Raw genomic sequence first — 19,579 nt, forward strand, 5'->3', positions numbered from 1 at the left:
TCCGCCATGAAGCAGCACACCGTGATCGACAGCCCCTACGACCTGCTCACCCTCGTCGCCGACGACGGCGTCCTGTGCGGCCTGTACATGACCGACCAGCGCCACCGCCCGCCCGCGGAGTCCTTCGGCGAGCGCGACGACCGCCCCTTCGGCGAGGTCGTCGACCAGCTGGAGGCCTACTTCACGGGCGAGCTGAAGGAGTTCACGCTCCCGCTGCGCCTGCACGGCACCCCGTTCCAGCGCGGCGTCTGGGACCAGCTGAGGAAGATCCCCTACGGCGATACCCGCTCCTACGGCGCACTCGCCGCCGCCCTCGGCAACCCGGGCGCCTCCCGCGCGGTCGGCCTCGCCAACGGCAAGAACCCGATCGGCATCATCGTCCCCTGCCACCGCGTGATCGGCACGGGCGGCAGCCTCACCGGCTACGGCGGCGGCCTGCCCAGAAAGCGGCGCCTGCTGGACTTCGAACGGGGAACGGCCCTCTTCTAGCGGGGACGGCGGGCGGGCGGCAGGTTGGTGCGTACGGCGGCGTCGATGGCGCCCGGGCCCGGTGTCGGTGACGCCCTCGGCGAGGGTGACCTGGGTGCGGGCCGTTGCGAGGGCGTGAGTGAAGGAGGCGCGGTCGGCGCCCCCACCGGCGAAGACACCCGTCTCACCGCCTCCGGTGATCAGTCAACTTCGCGGCCCTGGGACTTGCTCCAGGGCAAGAAGCTCCGCGGACGCGCTCGCGCTTTCCTGATCAGTCCCGCCCCCACGGGGACGCTCCGGCTGCCCAGGCGCGGAACAGGTCCGGGTAAAGCTCGTCCTGGTCCACCGGCAGGGTGGACTTCACGTGTCGAGTCCACTCGTCCGTGATCACCTCTGGCACGTTGTTCTCGACGGCGTCGAGCGCCTGCGCGACGACGTCCTCGGGGGCGATCTTCGCTTCGGACACGTCAGCGGCCATGTCCGTGTCGATGAACCCCGCGTGCACGCCGACCACGTGCGTGCCCTGACCGTGTAGTTCCACCCGGGCCGCGTTGGTCAGCGCCCACTCGGCGGACTTCGACGCGCAGTAGGAGGCGTTGAACGGCACCGTGTACCAACTGACCACCGACAGCATGTTGACCAGTGCGCCGCCGCCGTTGCGAGCCAGCACCGGTGCGAAAGCCCGGCACATCTCGAGGGTGCCGAAGTAGTTGACTTCCATCTCGGTACGGGCGGCCCCGGTGTCCGGTGCGGTGATCAGCGGACCCAGCAGCATCGCGCCTGCGTTGTTGACCAGCAGGTCGACATCGCCACACCGTTGCGCGACTGCCGCGACCGCAGCTCGGTCGGTGATGTCGAGATCGATCGGCTTGACCCGAGGATCGCTGACCGAAACCATGCTCGCGTCCCGCGCGGCCGCGTACACGGTTGCCGCGCCGCGAGCGAGCAAGGCCTGGGTGAAACTGGCGCCGAGACCACGATTGGCACCCGTGACGAGAGCGACTGCTCCTGAGATCCACATGAAATCAACGGTGCGCCATCAATTCGAGATCCGTCCAATCCGGCTGTGATACGCAGTGGACATCACAGATGGGGGCAAGAAAGGCTCGAAGATCCACTTGATCACTGAGCGGACCGGACTGCCCATCTCGGTGGAGATGCCCGCACCGCTGAGGATGGCGACGAGTGGCCTGTTCACGGGCAAGCGTCCTACTCTCGGCCCAGGGGAGAGCCTCTGCTTGGATGGGCATTCGATCAGCCAATTGGCTTGATCAGCCGGAACCGGCCGCCGATCAGTTCATCCTTGGGCTCCACCATTCCGACGTTTCTAACGGCGCGTCACCACACCCGTGGCTGTCCTGCGGGCCGGTGGTCAGCCGGCGCGGTGGCCGTTCTCCAGTTCCGCCGTACCCGTGTCGTCGGTCAGGACGTCGAGGGCCGTCAGGACACGGCGGCCGAGGGCGCCCGGCAGGTGGGCGGCGAGTTCGTCGCGGGCGACCAGGCGCCAGGACAGCAGCTCCTCCTCCTGGAGGCGGATCGCCTTGAGGTCGTCGTCGGAGAGGAGCCCGCCGTCGTAGACGTACGCCACCAGCGGCGGCCGCCCGGTGCCGGGCACCCAGTCCACGACGAGCAGTCGCCCCGGCTCGCGGTCGAGTCCGATCTCCTCCAGCGTCTCGCGGCGCGCGCCCTGGCGCGGGGTCTCCCCGTCGTCGGACTCGACGGTGCCGCCGGGCAGCGTCCATCCGTCCCGGTAGTTGGGCTCGACGAGAAGCACTTGGCCCTGCGCGTCACGGAAGACGCAGGCGGCACCGGCGAGGACCCGGGGGAGGCCGGCGATGTATGTGGCGTAGTCCGCGGTGGTCACCCAAGAAGGGTAACGAGCGTCGTGACGGCCGGTGCGACGCACCGCTTCGCCGGTCCCGCACCCGAGGCACCGGGACCGGCGTCCGGCGCGGTCACATCCGGGCGGCGACCTTGCGGGCCAGCTCCTCCAGGCGCCGGTCGTTGTCCGCCCGGTCCGCCACCACGGTCATCGCGACCCAGGTGCCCGACTTGCGGAACAGGAGCCCGAACGTCCCGTGGTCCTGGTCGTCGTAGGCGGTCGCCTCGTCGCCGATGCCGGTGAGCGGCTTGCGGTCGGCTGCCCGGAGCATGTCGTCCATGAACTGCCGGGCCTCGTTCCCCTGGATGGTGGACGCGATCGGTACGCCCTCGTGGGTGTATCTGCAGCCGCCCACGGTGTCCTCGCTCTTCTCGCCCTTGACGGACGTGCCTCCCAGCTCCTGCGCCTCCTGAAGGGAGATGAGCGCGCACGGGTTCGCCGGGGCCTCCTTCGGCGGAGCGGAGGGGGCGGCTCCCCCTTGTGAAGCGGTCGCGGAAGGCGCGGGGCCGGCCGCGGGCGCCTTCTCGCCGGAGCCGCCGCAGCCGACCAGGCCGAGGGCCGCCAGCAGGGTTGTGGACAGCAGTGCCGAGCCTTGGTGCACACGGGTGAGCGTCATGGTGTTCTCCTGGTTTCCGCCGACCGTCAGGGCTGGTGGGGCTGTTTCCGGACCAGGATCCCGGCTCGCGGGGCGAGCGTCCGCGTGTGGTGCGGATTGGTGACCGTGGTGTGTTCGTTCTGTGGAGAAGTGTGAGAAGAGCGGACGGAGCGCACCGTGCCGTAGCAGAAGTCCCCGGGAACCGGGGCCCGTGGCGAGCGGTCTGTCAGGCGTCGAGCAGGCGCAGGGTGCGTTCCGCCAGCTCGCTGACGCGGACGCCGTCGAAGCCGAAGACCGCGCTGCGGACCGTGTCCTGAAGGGGGTCCTTCCACTGGGCGGGGACGGCCGCCGCACCCGTCATGACGCCGGCGACCGAGCCGGCCGTCGCGCCGTCCGAGTCGGTGTCCAGGCCGGCGCGGACGGTCAGCGCGATGGTGCGGGTGAAGTCGCCCCCGCCGTAGAGCAGGCCGGCCGTGATGACGGCGGCGTTCGGGACCGCGTGGATCCAGCCGAGGCCAGAGGTCTCGTCCGCGAGCGTGCCGAGCGCGTCCTCCCAAGGCAGGCCTGCCTCGTACAGGGAGACCGCCCGGCGTACGGTGCGGGCCAGGCGGCTGCCGTCCGGGATCACGGTCAGCGCGGTGCCGACGGCGGCGCGGACGGTCGGCGCGGTGAAGGCCGCCGCGATCAGCGCCGCCGCCCACATGGCGCCGTAGACACCGTTGCCGGTGTGCGACAGCACCGCGTCGCGGCGGGCCAGCGAGGCGGCGCGGCGCGGGTCGCCGGGGCTGGTCCAGCCGTGGATGTCGGCGCGGATCAGGGCGCCGATCCACTCCTGGTACGGGTTGTCGTACGTGGCCGTCAGGGGCGGCTTGAGCCCGTTCGCGAGATTGCGGTACGCGGCCCGCTCGGCGGTGAACGTCTGGAGGTACGGCAGGCGTCGCAGCCACAGCTCGCCGACCTGCTCGGTGGTGAAGCCGAAGCCGTGCGTCTCCAAGAGGTCCAGGCCCAGGATCGCGTAGTCGACGTCGTCGTCGCGGCAGCTGCCGTGGATGCGGCCGCGGACGCAGCCGCGCCACTCGGGGCGCAGCGGCGGGTGGTCGTCGCCGGCCGGTTCGGGCAGGTAGTCGGTGAGCGGGAGCGCGTCGGCCGCGCGCAGGTAGCGGTCGATGCGGTCGCGCGTCCACACCTCGCCCTGCTCCACCGGCTTGCCGAGCATGTTGCCGGCGATCCGGCCGAGCCAGCCGCCGAGGACGCGGTCGGCGAGTTCGGGCGTGGCGCCCACAGTGGTCATGAGAACCGGTCTACCGGATTCCGGGGGCGGCCGCGCGGGGTCCAGGGGCACGGCCAGGGGCACGTCCGCGGCTTCTCGGGGGCCGGGCGGGGCATGACGGCGGGGGCGGTCGCCGGTTAAGGTCGCAGCGGCGCGACTGGCCCTGACGTGCGGGGCCCGGAGAGCAAGGGGATGTCAAGGTGGCGGACGCTGCAGTGCACGGCACCCGGAGGGTGCTGGTTGCCGCGGACAAGTTCAAGGGCTCGCTGACGGCCGTGCAGGTCGCCGAGCGCGTGACGGCCGGGCTGCGCCGGGTCGTGCCGGACGTGGAGGTGGAGGCGCTGCCCGTCGCCGACGGTGGCGACGGGACCGTGGACGCGGCGGTCGCGGCCGGGTTCGAGCGCCGGGAGGTACGGGTCGAGGGTCCCCTAGGGGACGAGGTGACGGCCGCGTTCGCGCTGCGCGGCGACACGGCGGTCGTGGAGATGGCCGAGGCCAGCGGGTTGCAGCGGCTGCCGGCCGGGGTGTTCGCGCCGCTCACGGCGTCCACGTACGGCTCCGGGGAGCTGCTGCGGGCGGCGCTGGACGCGGGGGCGCGCACGATCGTGTTCGGCGTCGGCGGTAGCGCGACGACGGACGGGGGCGCGGGGATGCTGTCCGCGCTCGGGGCGCGGTTCCTCGACGCGGACGGGGAGCCGATCCCGCCCGGCGGTGGGGGACTGGCGTCACTCGCCCGGGCGGACCTGTCCGGGCTCGACCAGCGGCTCGCCGCCGTGGAGCTGGTGCTCGCCAGTGACGTCGACAATCCGCTGACCGGGCCGAAGGGCGCGCCCGCGGTCTACGGGCCGCAGAAGGGCGCCTCGGCTCAGGACGTGTCCACGCTGGACGCGGCGCTCGCGCACTTCGCGAAGGTGCTGGAGGGCGCGGGCGGCGCGGTCGGGGGCCGGGCCGCCGAGTACGCGGCGTCGCCGGGGGCGGGCGCGGCGGGTGGTATCGGGTTCGGGGCGATGCTGCTCGGGGCGCGGTTCCAGGCCGGGATCTCGGTCATGCTCGACGTGCTGGGCTTCGCTCCCGCCCTGGAGCGGGCCTCGCTGGTGATCACCGGTGAGGGGTCGCTGGACGAGCAGACGCTGCACGGGAAGGCACCGGCCGGGGTGGCGGCGGCGGCGCGGGCGGCGGGCAAGGAGGTGGTCGCGGTGTGCGGGCGCCTGGCGCTGGAGCCGGAGGCTCTGGAGCGCGCGGGGATCCGGCGCGCGTATGCGCTGACCGAGGTGGAGCCGGATGTGGCCCAGTGCATCGCGGATGCGGGGCGGATCCTTGAGCAGGTGGCTGAGCGGATCGCCCGCGACCACCTGGCCTGACGACCGGCCCCCGCCTACGGGGACCTGTCGCCCCCTGGGGCTCCCCCCCAGACCCCGCGGGGCTCCGCCCCGGGCTTTCGGTGGGTGTCAGGGTGCTGTTCCCTGGGGCTCCGCCCCAGACCCCGGGCGGGGCTCCGCCCCTGCACCCCGCGAGGCTCCGCCCCGGGCTTTGCCCACCCACCCACCCACCCGCCCGGCTCGGTGGGTGTCAGGGTGCTGTTCCCTGGGGCTCCGCCCCAGACCCCGGGCGGGGCTCCGCCCCTGCACCCGGGGCCTCGGCCCCGGGTGTTTTGCCCGCCGGCATGTCCGGCTCGGTGGGGGTGGGGTAGCTGTTTCCCTGGGGCTCCGCCCCAGACCCCGAGGGGCTCCGCCCCTCACCCCTGCGCCCCGACTGGGCTGCGGCCCTGCGGCCCAGGCTGGCTGCGGCCCCCCGCACCTGCACCCCGCCCGGGGGTCTCGGCACCTCCCAGTGCCCTCGGGCCCCGCTCCCCTCCCGGGGGCCCGGAGGGGAGGTCCAGTTGGGTCCCACGGCACGGGAAGGGCCCCGAACCTCACGGTTCGGGGCCCTTCCCATCCGGCGGCCGCAGCGGAGCGTTACGGCTGGGCCGCCCGCGCCTCGCGGCGGTTGTCGCGGAAGTTGTTCACTCGGCGGGCCGTGGCGAACAGGGGGATCACCGCGGCCATGACCAGTTGCAGGGCGCAGCCGGTCTGGAGGAGGAGCTGGCCGCTCGGGGCGTCGAAGGCCCAGGCCGCCAGGAGGCCCATCGAGAGGACGATCCAGGACAGCATGGCCACCGCGAGGCGGCCCCGCGGCTTCGGGTACTCCACGCGGCTCACCATCAGCCACGCGGTGCCGAGGATCGCCAGCAGCGTGGCCACGAAGGGCAGCTCCAGCAAGACGATGGAGACCACCGTCAGCGCGCCGAAGGGCGAGGGCATGCCTTGGAACATGCCGTCCTTCAGCGTCACGCAGGAGAATCTCGCGAGCCGGAGGACCACCGCCAGCAGCACCACGATCGCGCCGAGCGCCGCCATCCTCTGGTGGGCGTCGTCCGCGACCATGCCGTAGACGAGGACGAAGTACGCCGGCGCCAGGCCGAAGCTGATCAGGTCGGAGAGGTTGTCGAGCTCCGCGCCCATGGGGGAGGAGCGCAGCTTCCTCGCGACCAGGCCGTCGAACAGGTCGAAGACCGCCGCGCACAGCATCAGGATGACCGCCGTGGCGGCGCTGTGCCGGGCCATGCCCGCCGACTCGTCGTTGCCGGTCAGGTGCGGGATCAGGATGCCGGTGGTGGTGAAGTACACCGCCATGAAGCCGCAGGTCGCGTTGCCCAGGGTGAGGGTGTCCGCTATCGACAGGCGCAGCGAGAGGGGCATCTCCTCCTCTTCGTCCACCTCGTCCGCCTCCGGCACCCAGCCGGCCTGCGTCTCGGGATCAATGACGGTCAATGCGAGTCACCCCAGCCACGGTCTTCTGGCCGACCTCGACCGCGACGTCCACACCCTCGGGCAGGTAGAGGTCGACGCGCGAACCGAAACGGATCAGACCGATCCGCTCGCCCTGCTCGACCTTGGTGCCGGACGGGATGTAGGGGACGATGCGGCGGGCCACCGCGCCGGCGATCTGGACCATCTCGATGTCGCCGAGCTCGGTGTCGAAGTGCCAGACGACCCGCTCGTTGTTCTCGCTCTCCTTGTTGAAAGCCGGAACGAACCCGCCGGGGACGTGCTCGACCGAGGTGACCGTGCCGGAGAGCGGGGCGCGGTTGACATGGACGTTCAGCGGGCTCATGAAGATCGCGACGCGGGTGCGGCCGTCCTTCCACGGCATGATGCTCTGCACCACACCGTCGGCAGGCGAGATGACCCGGCCCTGGGCGATCTCGCGCTCGGGGTCACGGAAGAACCACAGCATCCCCGCCGCCAGCGCGGTGGCGGGAACGGCTACGGCCTTGGCGGCACCCGAGCGGCGGGCGCGGAGGAGGCTGACGGCCGCGGTGGCGACGGTCGGGAGAAGCCACGGCGATGCTCCGCGCGCAAGGCGTACGCCGGCCAGGCTGTCACGATGTGCAGAGGTTTGGCTGTGGGGCATGGATGACCTTCGTAGCGGATGATGCCGCGCTTTCGACGGGGGACGGCGGCTTTCCGCGATCGTAGCGGTTAAGGACCACAACTGGGTAAGCCGAGCTGCCGAGTCGGCAGCCGAACACCGCTGACGGGGTGTGATCTTCTTCTCGAAGAAAACACCCCGTAGCCGGACAATCAGCCGTGGAACCGATACTCTTCGAGCAGTCTGCGACCGATGATCATTTTCTGGATCTCGGCGGTGCCCTCACCGATGAGCAGCATGGGGGCCTCACGGTACAGACGCTCGATCTCGTACTCCTTGGAGAAGCCGTAGCCGCCGTGGATGCGGAAGGCGTCCTCCACGACCTCCTTGCAGTACTCGGAGGCGAGGTATTTTGCCATGCCGGCCTCGAGGTCGTTGCGCTGGCCCGAGTCCTTCTTGCGCGTGGCGTTGACCATCATGGCGTGGGCGGCCTCGACCTTGGTGGCCATTTCGGCGAGTTTGAACTGGATGGCCTGGTGCTGGGCGATCGGCTTGCCGAAGGTGTGGCGCTGCTGGGCGTAGGCGATGCCCAGCTCGAAGGCGCGCTGGGCGACCCCGCAGCCGCGGGCCGCCACGTTCACCCGGCCGACCTCGACGCCGTCCATCATCTGGTAGAAGCCGCGGCCTGTGGTGCCGCCCAGCACCCGGTCGGCCGGGATGCGCAGCCCGTCCATGATCAGCTCGGTGGTGTCGACGCCCTTGTAGCCCATCTTGTCGATCTTGCCGGGGATGGTGAGGCCGGGCCGGACCTCGCCGAAGCCGGGCTCCTTCTCCACCAGGAAGGTCGTCATGGACTTGTGGGGCGCGGTGTCCTCGGGGTGGCCCTCGTCACTTCTGACCAGGACCGCCACGAGTGACGACGTGCCGCCGTTCGTCAGCCACATCTTCTGGCCGGTCAGGACGTACTCGTCGCCGTCCTTCACCGCCTTCGACGTGATCGCCGACACGTCCGAGCCCAGGCCCGGCTCCGACATCGAGAAGGCGCCGCGGACGTCGCCGGCCGCCATCCGGGGCAGGAAGTGGTCCTTCTGCTCCTGTGTGCCGTGCTGCTTGAGCATGTACGCGACGATGAAGTGGGTGTTGATGATGCCGGACACCGACATCCAGCCGCGGGCGATCTCCTCCACGCACAGCGCGTACGTCAGCAGCGACTCGCCCAGGCCCCCGTACTCCTCGGGGATCATCAGACCGAACAGGCCGAGTTCCTTCAGGCCGTCCACGATCGCTTGCGGGTACTCGTCGCGATGTTCCAGCTCGGTCGCGACCGGAATGATCTCCTTGTCGACAAAGTCCCGGACGGTGGAGACGATCTCCTGCTGCACGTCCGTCAGACCGGCGGTCTGGGCGAGTCGGGCCATCACTTCTCCTGCTGCTTCGGCTCCGGGCGGCCCGGCTGCTCCCCGCCGCGCTCCTTGGTGTAGGTCTCGGTCGGCACCATCACCTTGCGGCGGAAGGTGCACACCAGCGTGCCGTCCTGCTTGTACCCCCTGGTCTCCACGTGGACGATGCCGCGGTCGCTCTTCGACTTCGACGGCCACTTGTCCAGCACGGTCGTCTCGCCGTAGACCGTGTCGCCGTGGAAGGTCGGCGCCACGTGCCGGAGCGACTCGATCTCCAGGTTGGCGATGGCCTTGCCGGAGACGTCCGGTACGGACATGCCCAGCAGGAGGGAGTAGATGTAGTTGCCCACGACGACGTTCCTGCCGAAGTCGGTCGTCTTCTCGGCGTAGTTGGCGTCCATGTGGAGCGGGTGGTGGTTCATGGTCAGGAGACAGAACAGGTGGTCGTCGTACTCCGTGACCGTCTTGCCCGGCCAGTGCTTGTAGACCGCCCCGACCTCGAACTCCTCGAAGGTCCGTCCGAACTGCATGCCGCTCAGGCCCTTTCTAGTCGGTGGGCATCTCGAACTTCGACGTGCGCCGCATGCCCGCCGCGCGGCCCTTGCCGGCGATGACCAGCGCCATCTTGCGGCTGGCCTCGTCGATCATCTCGTCGCCGAGCATCGCGGAGCCCTTCTTGCCGCCCGCCTCGGACGTGCAGTACTCGTACGCGTCCAGAATCAGCTCCGCGTGGTCGTAGTCCTCCTGGGAGGGCGAGAACACCTCGTTGGCGGCCTCCACCTGACCGGGGTGCAGCACCCACTTGCCGTCGAAGCCGAGCGCGGCGGCCCGTCCGGCCACCTCGCGGAAGCCGTCGACGTCGCGGATCTGAAGGTAGGGGCCGTCGATCGCCTGGAGGTCGTTGGCGCGCGCGGCCATCAGGATCTTCATCAGGATGTAGTGGTAGGCGTCCGCCGGGTAGCCGGGCGGCTGCTCGCCCACGACGAGCGACTTCATGTTGATCGACGCCATGAAGTCGGCCGGGCCGAAGACGATCGTCTCGACGCGCGCGGAGGCCTGGGCGATCCCGTTGACGTTGTTCAGGCCCCGGGCGTTCTCGATCTGCGCCTCGATGCCGATGCGGCCCACCTCGAAGCCCATGGTCTTCTCGATCTGCGTCAGCAGCAGGTCGAGCGCCACGATCTGCTGGGCGTCCTGCACCTTCGGCAGCATGACGCAGTCCAGGTTCTGGCCCGCGCCCTCGACCACCGTCACGACGTCCCGGTACGTCCACTCGGTCGTCCAGTCGTTCACCCGGACCACCCTGGTCTTGCCCGTCCAGTCGCCCTCGTTGAGGAACTTGACGATGGTGTGCCGCGCCTCCGGCTTGGCCAGCGGCGCGCAGGCGTCCTCCAGGTCGAGGAACACCTGGTCGGCGGGCAGGCCCTGTGCCTTCTCCAGGAAACGGGGGTTCGAGCCCGGTACGGCCAGGCAGGAGCGCCGGGGGCGGAGACGGTTGACCGAGGGAAAGGGCGCGGCGGAGCCGCTCGTCAGCGGGGCGGCGGCGGGCGACGGGTGGGCCGTCATGCGGGGACCTCCAGGGGTTCGAGCTTGTTCGCTTTGCGGATCTCGTCGACGATACGGCCGATGATCCCGGTGATGTCGAAGTCCTTCGGGGTGAAGACCGCGGCCACTCCGGCGGCCCTGAGCTGCTCGGCGTCGCCGTTCGGGATGATCCCGCCGGCGATCACCGGGATGTCGGCGGCGCCGGCCCGGCGCAGCCGCTCCAGCACGTCCGGGACGAGCTGGGCGTGCGAGCCGGACAGGATGGACAGGCCGACCGCGTGCACGTCCTCGGCCAGGGCCGCGTCCACGATCTGCTCCGGGGTGAGCCGGATGCCCTGGTAGACCACCTCGAACCCGGCGTCGCGGGCCCGTACGGCGATCTGCTCGGCGCCGTTGGAGTGCCCGTCGAGGCCCGGCTTGCCGACCAGGAAGCGCAGCTTGCCGACGCCGAGGTCGCGGGCCGTCAGTTCCACCCGGCGGCGCACCGCGGCCAGCGCCGAGCCCTCCTCGGCGGTGACGGCCACCGGAGCCGAGGACACGCCCGTGGGCGCCCGGAACTCGCCGAACACCTCGCGCAGGGCCCCGGCCCACTCGCCGGTCGTGACACCCGAGCGGGCGCACTCCAGCGTGGCCTCCATGAGGTTGTCGGTGCCCTTGGCCGCCTCCTTCAGCCGCTCCAGCGCCTTGCACGGGCGCGGGTGGTTGAACGGGGGCTGGTAGCGGGTGTCGCGCCAGCGGCTCAGCGAGGCGGTCACCCGGGCCTCGACCGCCGGGTCGACCGTCTGGATCGCGGTGTCCAGGTCGGCGGTGAGCGGGTTCGGCTCGGTGCCCTCGAACATGTTGACGCCGACGATCTTCTCCTGGCCCGACTCGATCCGGGCCCGGCGCTCGGCGTGCGAGGCGACGAGCTGGGACTTCAGGTAACCGGACTCCACGGCGGCCATCGCGCCGCCCAGCTCCTGGATGTGCTCGATCTCGGCGAGCACCGCCTCGACCAGCTCCGCCACCTTCGCCTCGATCACCTTCGAGCCCTCGAAGATGTCCTCGTACTCCAGCAGGTCGGACTCGTACGCCAGCACCTGCTGGATGCGCAGCGACCACTGCTGGTCCCAGGGCCGGGGCAGGCCGAGGGCCTCGTTCCAGGCCGGCAGCTGCACGGCACGCGCGCGTGCGTCCTTGGAGAGGGTGACGGCCAGCATCTCCAGGACGATCCGCTGGACGTTGTTCTCCGGCTGCGCCTCGGTCAGGCCGAGGGAGTTGACCTGGACGCCGTAGCGGAAGCGGCGGTGCCTGGGGTCCTTGATGCCGTACCGCTCGCGGGTGATCCGGTCCCAGACGCGGCCGAACGCCCGCATCTTGCACATCTCCTCGACGAAGCGGACGCCCGCGTTCACGAAGAAGGAGATGCGGCCGACGACGTCGCCCATGCGCTCCTGCGGCACCTGGCCGCCGTCGCGCACCGCGTCCAGGACGGCGATCGCGGTGGACATCGCGTACGCGATCTCCTGCACCGGCGTGGCGCCCGCCTCCTGGAGGTGGTAGCTGCAGATGTTGATCGGGTTCCACTTGGGCATGTGGAGGACCGTGTACGCGATCATGTCCGTGGTCAGCCGGAGGCTCGGGCCCGGCGGGAAGACATGGGTGCCCCGGGACAGGTACTCCTTGACGATGTCGTTCTGGGTGGTGCCCTGGAGCCCGGTGATGTCCGTGCCCTGCTCCTCCGCGACGACCTGGTAGAGCGCCAGCAGCCACATGGCCGTGGCGTTGATCGTCATCGAGGTGTTCGTCCGCTCCAGGGGGATGTCCTGGAACAGCCGGCGCATGTCTCCGAGGTGCGAGACCGGCACGCCGACCCGGCCGACCTCACCGCGGGCGAGGACGTGGTCGGGGTCGTAGCCGGTCTGCGTCGGCAGGTCGAACGCCACCGACAGACCGGTCTGGCCCTTGGCGAGGTTGCGCCGGTACAGCTCGTTGGAGGCCTCGGCCGTGGAGTGGCCGGCGTAGGTGCGCATGAGCCACGGCCGGTCCCTGTCCCCGTGCGCCCGCGGTGTCTGACGCTCACTCATGTGCGCCTCTCAGCTGTTCCGGAAGCGGTTGATGGCGTCGACGTGCCGGGCGCGCAGGGCCTCGTCGCGCACGCCCAGGCCCTCCTCGGGTGCCAGGCACAGCACGCCGACCTTGCCCTGGTGCAGGTTGCGGTGCACGTCGTACGCGGCCTGCCCGGTGTCCTCCAGGGAGTAGACCCGGGACAGCGTCGGGTGGATCTTTCCCTTGGCGATGAGGCGGTTGGCCTCCCAGGCCTCGCGGTAGTTGGCGAAGTGGGAGCCGATGATGCGCTTCAGGGACATCCACAGGTAGCGGTTGTCGTACTCGTGCGTGTAGCCCGAGGTGGAGGCGCAGGTGACGACGGTGCCGCCCTTGCGGGTGACGTACACGCTCGCGCCGAAGGTCTCGCGGCCGGGGTGCTCGAAGACGATGTCGACATCCTCGCCGCCGGTGAGTTCGCGGATGCGCTTGCCCAGGCGCTTCCACTCCTTGGGGTCCTGAGTGTGCTCGTCCTTCCAGAACCGGTAGCCCTCGGCCGCGCGGTCGATGATCGCCTCGGCGCCCATGGCGCGGCAGAGGTCCGCCTTCTGCTCGCTGGAGACGACGCAGACGGGGGTCGCGCCGCCGGCGAGGGCGAACTGCGTGGCGTAGCTGCCGAGTCCGCCGCTCGCGCCCCAGATGAGCACGTTGTCGCCCTGTTTCATGCCGGCGCCGTTGCGGGACACCAGCTGGCGGTAGGCGGTGGAGTTGACCAGGCCGGGGGCGGCGGCCTCCTCCCAGCTCAGATGGCCGGGCTTGGGCATCAGCTGGTTGGACTTGACCAGCGCGATCTCGGCGAGCCCGCCGAAGTTGGTCTCGAAGCCCCAGATGCGCTGCTCCGGGTCGAGCATCGTGTCGTTGTGGCCGTCGCTGGACTCCAGCTCGACGGACAGGCAGTGCGCGACGACCTCGTCGCCGGGGTGCCAGGCGTTGACGCCGGGGCCGGTGCGCAGGACGACGCCCGCCAGGTCGGATCCGATGACGTGGTACGGCAGGTCGTGGCGCCTGGCCAGCTCGCTGGTGCGGCCGTAGCGCTCCAGGAAGCCGAACGTCGACAGCGGCTCGAAGATCGAGGTCCACACCGAGTTGTAGTTGACCGAGGAGGCCATGACGGCCACCAGGGCCTCGCCCGGGCCCAGTTCGGGCAGCGGCACCTCGTCCAGGTGCAGGGACTTGCGCGGGTCCTTGTCGCGGGTCGGGAGCCCGGCGAACATCTCCGTCTCGTCCTTGTGCACGGTGATCGCGCGGTACGACTCGGGCAGGGGCAGGGCGGCGAAGTCGGCGGACGTGGTGTCCGGCGACTGGATCGCCTCCAGGATGTCCTTCACGGTCACGGTGTTGCCTCCGGCGTCGAGCGCCCCGGGGGAGGGGCGCTGAGGGTTACGTCGGTGCTGCTGAGGGGCGAGGGGAGGGGGCCGTCGGTCCGGCCCGGTGCCGTCGGTTCGGCGGGTGGGGCTTCGGCGGCGCTTAGTGGCGCGGGAGGTTGCCTGTGACGCAGGCGTCCGGGCGGGCGGGCCGCCGTCGGCTCGCTGGGACAGCCGGCGTGCGTGCGGTTCTCCGCGCGCCGGCCGCCCGGACTCCTTCAACGTATGACACGGCGTGTCACGCCGCAAGGCACTGAGTGCCAGAATTCTCGCTCAAACGAAATCTTTACGCAACAAATGAGCGATGATCGATCGAACGGCACGGTCGAGCCGGGCGAAAAGGGGCTCCGACATGCCAAAACGGCCACCCCGTGGGGTGGCCGTCATCACCTGGACCTGGGGCGTGAGGCCCCTCAGCGCTCCTTCAGCGCCGCCTCGATCGTCCGCATGACCTCTTCCAGCGGGGCGTCGGTGCGGGCGACCGTCACCAGCACCTCGCCCCGGGACACCGCCGCCGACGGCCCGGACGCGGGCGCGGTGGCCCGGCCGGCCCCGATCCCGGTGCCGAACGTCCTGCGCACGATCGCGAAGGCGTGGTCGAGCTGTGTCTCGACGTCTCCCTGGCCGTCGGCCCGCAGCCAGCGCCGCAGCACGTGGTTGTGCGCGGTGACCACGGCCGAGGCGGCGACCTCGGCGAGCAGCGGGTCGTCGTTGGCGTCGTCGGCGTGCACGCGCTCGTCGAAGTGGCCCAGCAGATAACGCGTGAACAGGCGCTCGTAGCGGGCCACGGAGGCGATCTCCGCCTCGCGCAGCGTGGGCACCTCGCGGGTCAGCTTGTAGCGGGCGACCGAGATCTCCGGCTGCGCCGCGTACATCTTCATGACTTCCTTGATGCCCCGGCACACCGTGTCGAGCGGGTGCTCGTGCGCGGGGGCGGCGTTGAGGACCGCCTCGGCGCGGATCAGGGTGTCGTCGTGGTCGGGGAAGATCGCCTCTTCCTTGGAGCGGAAGTGGCGGAAGAAGGTGCGGCGGGCGACCCCGGCCGCCGCGGCGATCTCGTCGACCGTGGTCGACTCGTATCCCTTGGTCGCGAACAGTTCCATCGCGGCGGCCGCCAGCTCCCGGCGCATCCTGAGCCGTTGGGCGGCCGCGCGGGAGCCTGCGGCGCTCTCCGGCGCGTCCGGCGTGGCGGGTGTTCGTGTGGACCTGGCGGGCTGGGGCATGACCCGAACGTACTGCATGCGCGCGGCCCGGTGCGCACGTCCCCGCCTTCCTCCGTGCTCGGTGGACGGGGGAGCGGCCGCCGGCTCCAGCAGGCCGCCCCACTCGCACCCGTCCCCGCACCGGTCGCCCGGCCCGTCAGCGCCGGGCATGTTCGCGGAAGCCGCGGCCCGTCTTGCGGCCGAGGCAGCCCGCGGCCACCAGGTGCTCCAGGAGCGGTGCCGGGGCCAGGCCCGGGTCGCGGAACTCACGGTGGAGGACCTTCTCGATGGCCAGGGAGACGTCCAGGCCGACCACGTCGAGCAGTTCGAACGGGCCCATGGGGTAGCCGCCGCCGAGTTTCATCGCCGCGTCGATGTCGTCCAGGGACGCGTAGTGCTCCTGCACCATCTTGACCGCGTTGTTCAGGTACGGGAACAGCAGGGCGTTGACGATGAAGCCCGCGCGGTCCCCGCAGTCGACGGCATGCTTCCCGATCCTGGCGCAGACCTCGCGGACCGTCGCGTGGACGTCGTCCGCCGTCAGCACCGTGCGCACGACCTCGACCAGCTTCATCGCCGGGGCCGGGTTGAAGAAGTGCATGCCGATCACCTCGTGCGGGCGCGAGGTGGCGCGGGCGCAGGCGACCACGGGGAGCGAGGAGGTGGTGGTGGCCAGCACCGCGCCCGGCTTGCAGACCTTGTCCAGCGCCGCGAACAGCTGCTGCTTGACCACCAGGTCCTCGGCGACGGCCTCGACGGCCAGATCCACGTCGGCGAAGTCGTCGAGGGTGCCGGTCGCCGTGACCCGGTCCAGGGTCCGCGCGGCGGCCTCGGCACTCAGCCGCCCCTTGTCGACAGAGCGTGAAAGCGACTTGCCGATACGGGCCTTGGCGGCCTGCGCCTTCTCCGCGCTGCGGGCCGCGAGCACGACCTCGTACCCGGCCCTCGCGAACACCTCCGCGATGCCGGAGGCCATGATGCCCGAGCCGGCGACGCCGACGGAGCGGACGGGGCGGCCGGGGGCGAGGACGTCACCGGACGGCGGGGTCAGCGCGTCCCGCACGACGACGCCGCTGCCAGGAGCCTCGTAGGTGTAGAAGCCGCGGCCTGCCTTGCGGCCCGTCAGACCGGCCTCGCTGAGCTGCTTCAGGATCGGCGCGGGGGCGTGCAGACGGTCGCGCGACTCGGCGTACATGGCCTCCAGGACCGTGCGCGCGGTGTCGACGCCGATCAGGTCGAGCAGCGCCAGCGGGCCCATCGGCAGACCGCAGCCGAGCCGCATCGCGGCGTCGATGTCCTCGCGGGAGGCGTACCTCCCCTCGTACATCGCCGCGGCCTGGTTGAGGTAGCCGAACAGCAGCCCGTCGGCGACGAATCCGGGCCGGTCGCCGACCGCGACGGGCTCCTTGCCCAGTTCCAGGGCGAGGTCGGTGACCGCCTGGACGGCCTGCGGGGCGGTCAGCACCGAGGAGACGATCTCGACGAGCCGCATGGCCTGCGCGGGGTTGAAGAAGTGCAGGCCGAGCATCCGCTCCGGATGGGCCGAGTCGGCGGCCAGGCGGGTCACCGACAGGGCGTTGGTGCCGGTGGCCAGGATGGCCTCCGGCCGCACGATGCGGTCCAGCTCGCGGAAGATCTGCTGCTTGGTCTCGTACGACTCCGGTGCCACCTCGACGACCAGGTCGGCGTCGGCCGCCGCGGCCAGGTCGGTCCGGGTGCGCACGCGGGCGAGCGCGTCCGCGCGCTCCCGCTCGGTCAGGCGCCCGCGTGCCACGGCGCGGGCGGTGGAGCTCTCCAGGGCGGCCACGCACCGGGCGGCCGCCTCCTCGCTGATGTCGATGCCGACGACCTCGCGGCCCGCCCGGGCCAGGACCTCGGTGATGCCGGTGCCCATGGTGCCCAGGCCGACGACGGCGATCGTCTTCAGCGGGGACGGGGAGATGTCGAAAAGGGGAGTGGCCATCGCGGGACTCCAGGAATGAGGGTGACGACTGGGAACGCGTCCCGGGTGTGCCGACGGGCGCACCGGGTGCGGAAGGAAGGGGTGCGGTGTTGCCGGGCCGGGAGCGCACGCACGCGCCCGGTGCCGGTCGCCGCGGGCGCCTGCGCGCCCGGCGGCCGGCGAAGGCCGACCGGCTCTGTCCCGAAGCCGGGTCGTACTGCGGTACTCGGGGTACCGAACCGACAACACTCGCGGTGGCTGCGTCACCAGGCCACTGCGAGAGGCGGCGAGAGGGTGTCTCGCTCGTCTGAGCTTAACCCGCGGGTAACGAGCGCGCCACCCTTTTGGGTGTGTGAGGTATGTCCCGCGCGTTCGTGATGCGGGCCCCGCGCGGCGGACCGCGCGCCTAGTGCCGCGGCGGGCGACGTTTGCCCCGTCGCGACGCCCGGCACGCCCTCTCGCCGCACCGGCCGAAAGCCCGAGTACATCCAGTACGAGGACTTCCGGCCGGCACACCGAGAGCACGCACCGGACGCCGCTCCTTGACGGGCAAACGTTGCCCGCCGCGGCACTAGGCTGGCCGTCGTGGACGAAGAGTTGCGGTCGCTCACGGAGCGCTTACGGCAGGAGTCGGGCGGCTCGGCGGCGTACGGGCATCTGGTGGCCACCCGGGATCCGGACGAGCTGGCCGAGGTGCTCACGGCGCCGGGGCAGCCGCTGTGGGCCAGGGAGCTGGCCGCGTTCCGCCTCGGCCTCGCGGGGGACCGGCGGGCCTTCGAGTCCCTGGTCCTGCTGCTGAACCACCGCGACCCGCAGCGCTGTGTCTGCGCCGCGTACGCGCTGGCCCGGCTCGGTGACCCTCGTACCGCCCGCGCCGCGGCGGCCCTGGCCACCAACGAGCTGCGCGTCGCCTACGCGCTGCATTCGGTACGGCTGCTGGTGGAGCTGCGGGCGCCCGAGTCGGTGCCTGCCCTGATCACCACGCTGGAGCGCCGGCTCCACCCGCACGACCCCTACCGCCGGGTGGCCCTGGCCTGCGTGGAGGGCCTGGGCGCGCTCGGCGACGTCCGGGCCCGCCCGGTCCTCACCGAGGCCCTCGCCCACCCGGCCCTGGCGAAGGCGGCGGTCGACGCGCTCGCCCGCGTGCCGCGATCCGGGTGAGCCGCCGGGAACACCTCACTCGGGCAGTACGGCGAACACCTCGGCCTCCATCAGGAACTCGGGGCGGACCAGGTCCGCGACCTGGACGGCCGAGGAGGCGGGCAGACGGTCGCCGGCCTCGCGCAGTTCGAGGTCGAGGCCGAGAGGACGCGCTCCACCAATCCAGCGCCGGGACAGGGCGGGCTTCGCCGGACGCTCCCGGCGGCTGATCGGCTCTCCTCTCGCCGTCATGACAGCGATCGTTACGAACGCGTTCGCGGCGGCGGTACGTACTCGCAGAACGTGCGTCCAAACACGAGGGAACCTTCGTGAGGTGGTGCGCCTCCTGGCGGGGTGAACGTGGATTCTCGCATCCGGCGAAGGGATTCCCTCATGATCAACAGCGACCGCCCCATGCCCCGGACGGAAGGGACCGAGCACCGGTGGGTGACGGTCCGCGGGGCCCGGCTGCACATGGCCGAGTCCGGCAGCGGCGAGCCCGTGGTGCTGCTGCACGGCTTCCCGCAGCACTGGTACGCGTGGCGCGCGCTCGCCCCGCTGCTCGCCGACGACCACCGGCTGATCTGCGTCGATCTGCGCGGCTTCGGCTGGTCGGAGCAGACCAGGCGCGGTTACGACACGGACGGACTCGGTGACGACATCCTCGCGCTCCTTGACGAACTCGGCCTCGAGCGGGTGACCCTGGTCGGGCACAACTGGGGTGCCGGGGTGGGCTTCCGGCTCTGTCAGCAGGACCCGGACCGGTTCCGTGCCTTCCTGGCGCTGAACATGGCCCACCCGTGGACGCGTCACCGTGACGTCCTGCCGAATCTGTGGCGGATGTGGTTCACGGCCTTCATCGAGTACCCGGTACTCGGACGGCTGGTCCTGCGGCACTGGCCGGCCTTCACCCGGTATCTGCTGCGGCGTGCGGTCGCCGACCGCACGGTGTGGCGGGAGGCGGATCTCAGGGAGTTCACCGAGGCGGCACAGGCCTCGGCGCACGCCGGGCAGGCGATGTTCTGGCAGTACGTCATGCGGGACATCCCGGCGGGTCTCCGGGGCACCCACCGCCGCCGGCGGCTGACCGTCCCGACGCTGGTCCTGGCCGGCGAGCGCGACCGGGTGATCCCGCCCGCCCTGGTGCGCGGCGGCGATCCCGACGCGGACGATCTGACTGTACGGGTGGTGCCGGGCGCGGGGCACCATCTCCACGAGGAGCGGCCGGAACTGGTGGCCGAGGCCCTGCGCAAGCTCGTCGCCAGGACCGGATGA

17 protein-coding genes and 1 pseudogene are annotated in these 19,579 nt (G+C 71.3%); 4 read left to right on the top strand and 14 right to left on the bottom strand.

The features are described 5' to 3' along the window. Positions 1–6: 6 nt before the first annotated feature. Positions 7–489: a methylated-DNA--[protein]-cysteine S-methyltransferase gene (locus tag ACTYVM_RS13520; RefSeq protein ID WP_445526186.1), complete on the top strand. Its 483-nt coding sequence runs from the start codon at positions 7–9 to the stop codon at positions 487–489. 250 nt (positions 490–739) lie between these two features. On the opposite strand, the gene ACTYVM_RS13525 is transcribed toward ACTYVM_RS13520, so the two are convergent. The 4 genes from ACTYVM_RS13525 to ACTYVM_RS13540 all read right to left on the bottom strand — a co-directional run bounded on the left by ACTYVM_RS13525 (position 740) and on the right by ACTYVM_RS13540 (position 4,236). After that, a complete protein-coding gene (locus tag ACTYVM_RS13525) occupies positions 740–1,489 on the bottom strand; it encodes an SDR family oxidoreductase (RefSeq protein ID WP_445526187.1) in 750 nt (249 codons plus the stop codon). A 351-nt stretch (positions 1,490–1,840) separates the two neighbouring features. Continuing rightward, positions 1,841–2,332: an NUDIX domain-containing protein gene (locus ACTYVM_RS13530; RefSeq protein WP_445526188.1), complete on the bottom strand. Its 492-nt coding sequence runs from the start codon at positions 2,330–2,332 to the stop codon at positions 1,841–1,843. A 91-nt stretch (positions 2,333–2,423) separates the two neighbouring features. Then, positions 2,424–2,966 carry a DUF3558 family protein gene (locus ACTYVM_RS13535; protein WP_445526189.1) on the bottom strand — a complete coding sequence of 181 codons (543 nt, stop codon included), beginning with the start codon at positions 2,964–2,966 and terminating at the stop codon, positions 2,424–2,426. A gap of 205 nt (positions 2,967–3,171) precedes the next feature. Further along, positions 3,172–4,236 (bottom strand): ADP-ribosylglycohydrolase family protein, encoded by a 1,065-nt coding sequence (locus ACTYVM_RS13540; protein WP_445526190.1) that lies wholly within the window; start codon positions 4,234–4,236, stop codon positions 3,172–3,174. Between the two features lie 194 nt (positions 4,237–4,430). On the opposite strand from ACTYVM_RS13540, the gene ACTYVM_RS13545 reads away from it, so the two are divergent. After that, complete coding sequence (locus ACTYVM_RS13545) at positions 4,431–5,576, top strand: glycerate kinase (protein ID WP_445526229.1); 1,146 nt, start codon at positions 4,431–4,433, stop codon at positions 5,574–5,576. Positions 5,577–6,170: 594 nt separating this feature from the next. Here ACTYVM_RS13545 and pssA read toward each other — a convergent pair. The 9 genes from pssA to ACTYVM_RS13590 form a co-directional block, all read right to left on the bottom strand. Further along, a complete protein-coding gene (gene pssA, locus ACTYVM_RS13550; protein WP_400027717.1) occupies positions 6,171–6,989 on the bottom strand; it encodes a CDP-diacylglycerol--serine O-phosphatidyltransferase in 819 nt (272 codons plus the stop codon). 22 nt (positions 6,990–7,011) lie between these two features. Then, positions 7,012–7,668: a phosphatidylserine decarboxylase gene (locus tag ACTYVM_RS13555; RefSeq protein WP_281156604.1), complete on the bottom strand. Its 657-nt coding sequence runs from the start codon at positions 7,666–7,668 to the stop codon at positions 7,012–7,014. Positions 7,669–7,838: 170 nt separating this feature from the next. Next, on the bottom strand, positions 7,839–9,044 hold the full coding sequence (locus ACTYVM_RS13560) for an acyl-CoA dehydrogenase family protein (RefSeq protein WP_445526191.1): 1,206 nt from the start codon (positions 9,042–9,044) through the stop codon (positions 7,839–7,841). After that, entirely contained in the window at positions 9,044–9,556 is a 513-nt protein-coding gene (locus ACTYVM_RS13565; RefSeq protein ID WP_400027533.1) for a MaoC family dehydratase, read from the bottom strand. Before ACTYVM_RS13565 ends, ACTYVM_RS13560 begins: the two co-directional genes overlap by 1 nt. A gap of 16 nt (positions 9,557–9,572) precedes the next feature. Then, on the bottom strand, positions 9,573–10,592 hold the full coding sequence (locus ACTYVM_RS13570) for an HpcH/HpaI aldolase/citrate lyase family protein (RefSeq protein WP_445526192.1): 1,020 nt from the start codon (positions 10,590–10,592) through the stop codon (positions 9,573–9,575). Beyond that, positions 10,589–12,637: an ethylmalonyl-CoA mutase gene (locus ACTYVM_RS13575; protein WP_445526193.1), complete on the bottom strand. Its 2,049-nt coding sequence runs from the start codon at positions 12,635–12,637 to the stop codon at positions 10,589–10,591. Before ACTYVM_RS13575 ends, ACTYVM_RS13570 begins: the two co-directional genes overlap by 4 nt. A 9-nt stretch (positions 12,638–12,646) precedes the next feature. Then, positions 12,647–13,984: a crotonyl-CoA carboxylase/reductase gene (gene ccrA / locus ACTYVM_RS13580; RefSeq protein WP_445526230.1), complete on the bottom strand. Its 1,338-nt coding sequence runs from the start codon at positions 13,982–13,984 to the stop codon at positions 12,647–12,649. Between the two features lie 449 nt (positions 13,985–14,433). Further along, complete coding sequence (locus ACTYVM_RS13585) at positions 14,434–15,243, bottom strand: TetR family transcriptional regulator (RefSeq protein ID WP_400027539.1); 810 nt, start codon at positions 15,241–15,243, stop codon at positions 14,434–14,436. A 136-nt stretch (positions 15,244–15,379) separates the two neighbouring features. Continuing rightward, positions 15,380–17,185 carry a 3-hydroxyacyl-CoA dehydrogenase family protein gene (locus tag ACTYVM_RS13590; protein ID WP_445526194.1) on the bottom strand — a complete coding sequence of 602 codons (1,806 nt, stop codon included), beginning with the start codon at positions 17,183–17,185 and terminating at the stop codon, positions 15,380–15,382. Positions 17,186–17,749: 564 nt separating this feature from the next. On the opposite strand from ACTYVM_RS13590, the gene ACTYVM_RS13595 reads away from it, so the two are divergent. Beyond that, positions 17,750–18,325: an adenylosuccinate lyase gene (locus tag ACTYVM_RS13595; protein WP_445526195.1), complete on the top strand. Its 576-nt coding sequence runs from the start codon at positions 17,750–17,752 to the stop codon at positions 18,323–18,325. Between the two features lie 15 nt (positions 18,326–18,340). Here the strand turns inward: ACTYVM_RS13595 and ACTYVM_RS13600 are convergent. Next, a pseudogene (locus ACTYVM_RS13600) lies at positions 18,341–18,436 on the bottom strand (RidA family protein); the annotation flags it as partial. Positions 18,437–18,697: 261 nt separating this feature from the next. Between ACTYVM_RS13600 and ACTYVM_RS13605 the strand changes: the two are divergent. Then, positions 18,698–19,579 carry an alpha/beta fold hydrolase gene (locus ACTYVM_RS13605; protein ID WP_445526196.1) on the top strand — a complete coding sequence of 294 codons (882 nt, stop codon included), beginning with the start codon at positions 18,698–18,700 and terminating at the stop codon, positions 19,577–19,579.

This window comes from Streptomyces cyslabdanicus (assembly GCF_052663305.1).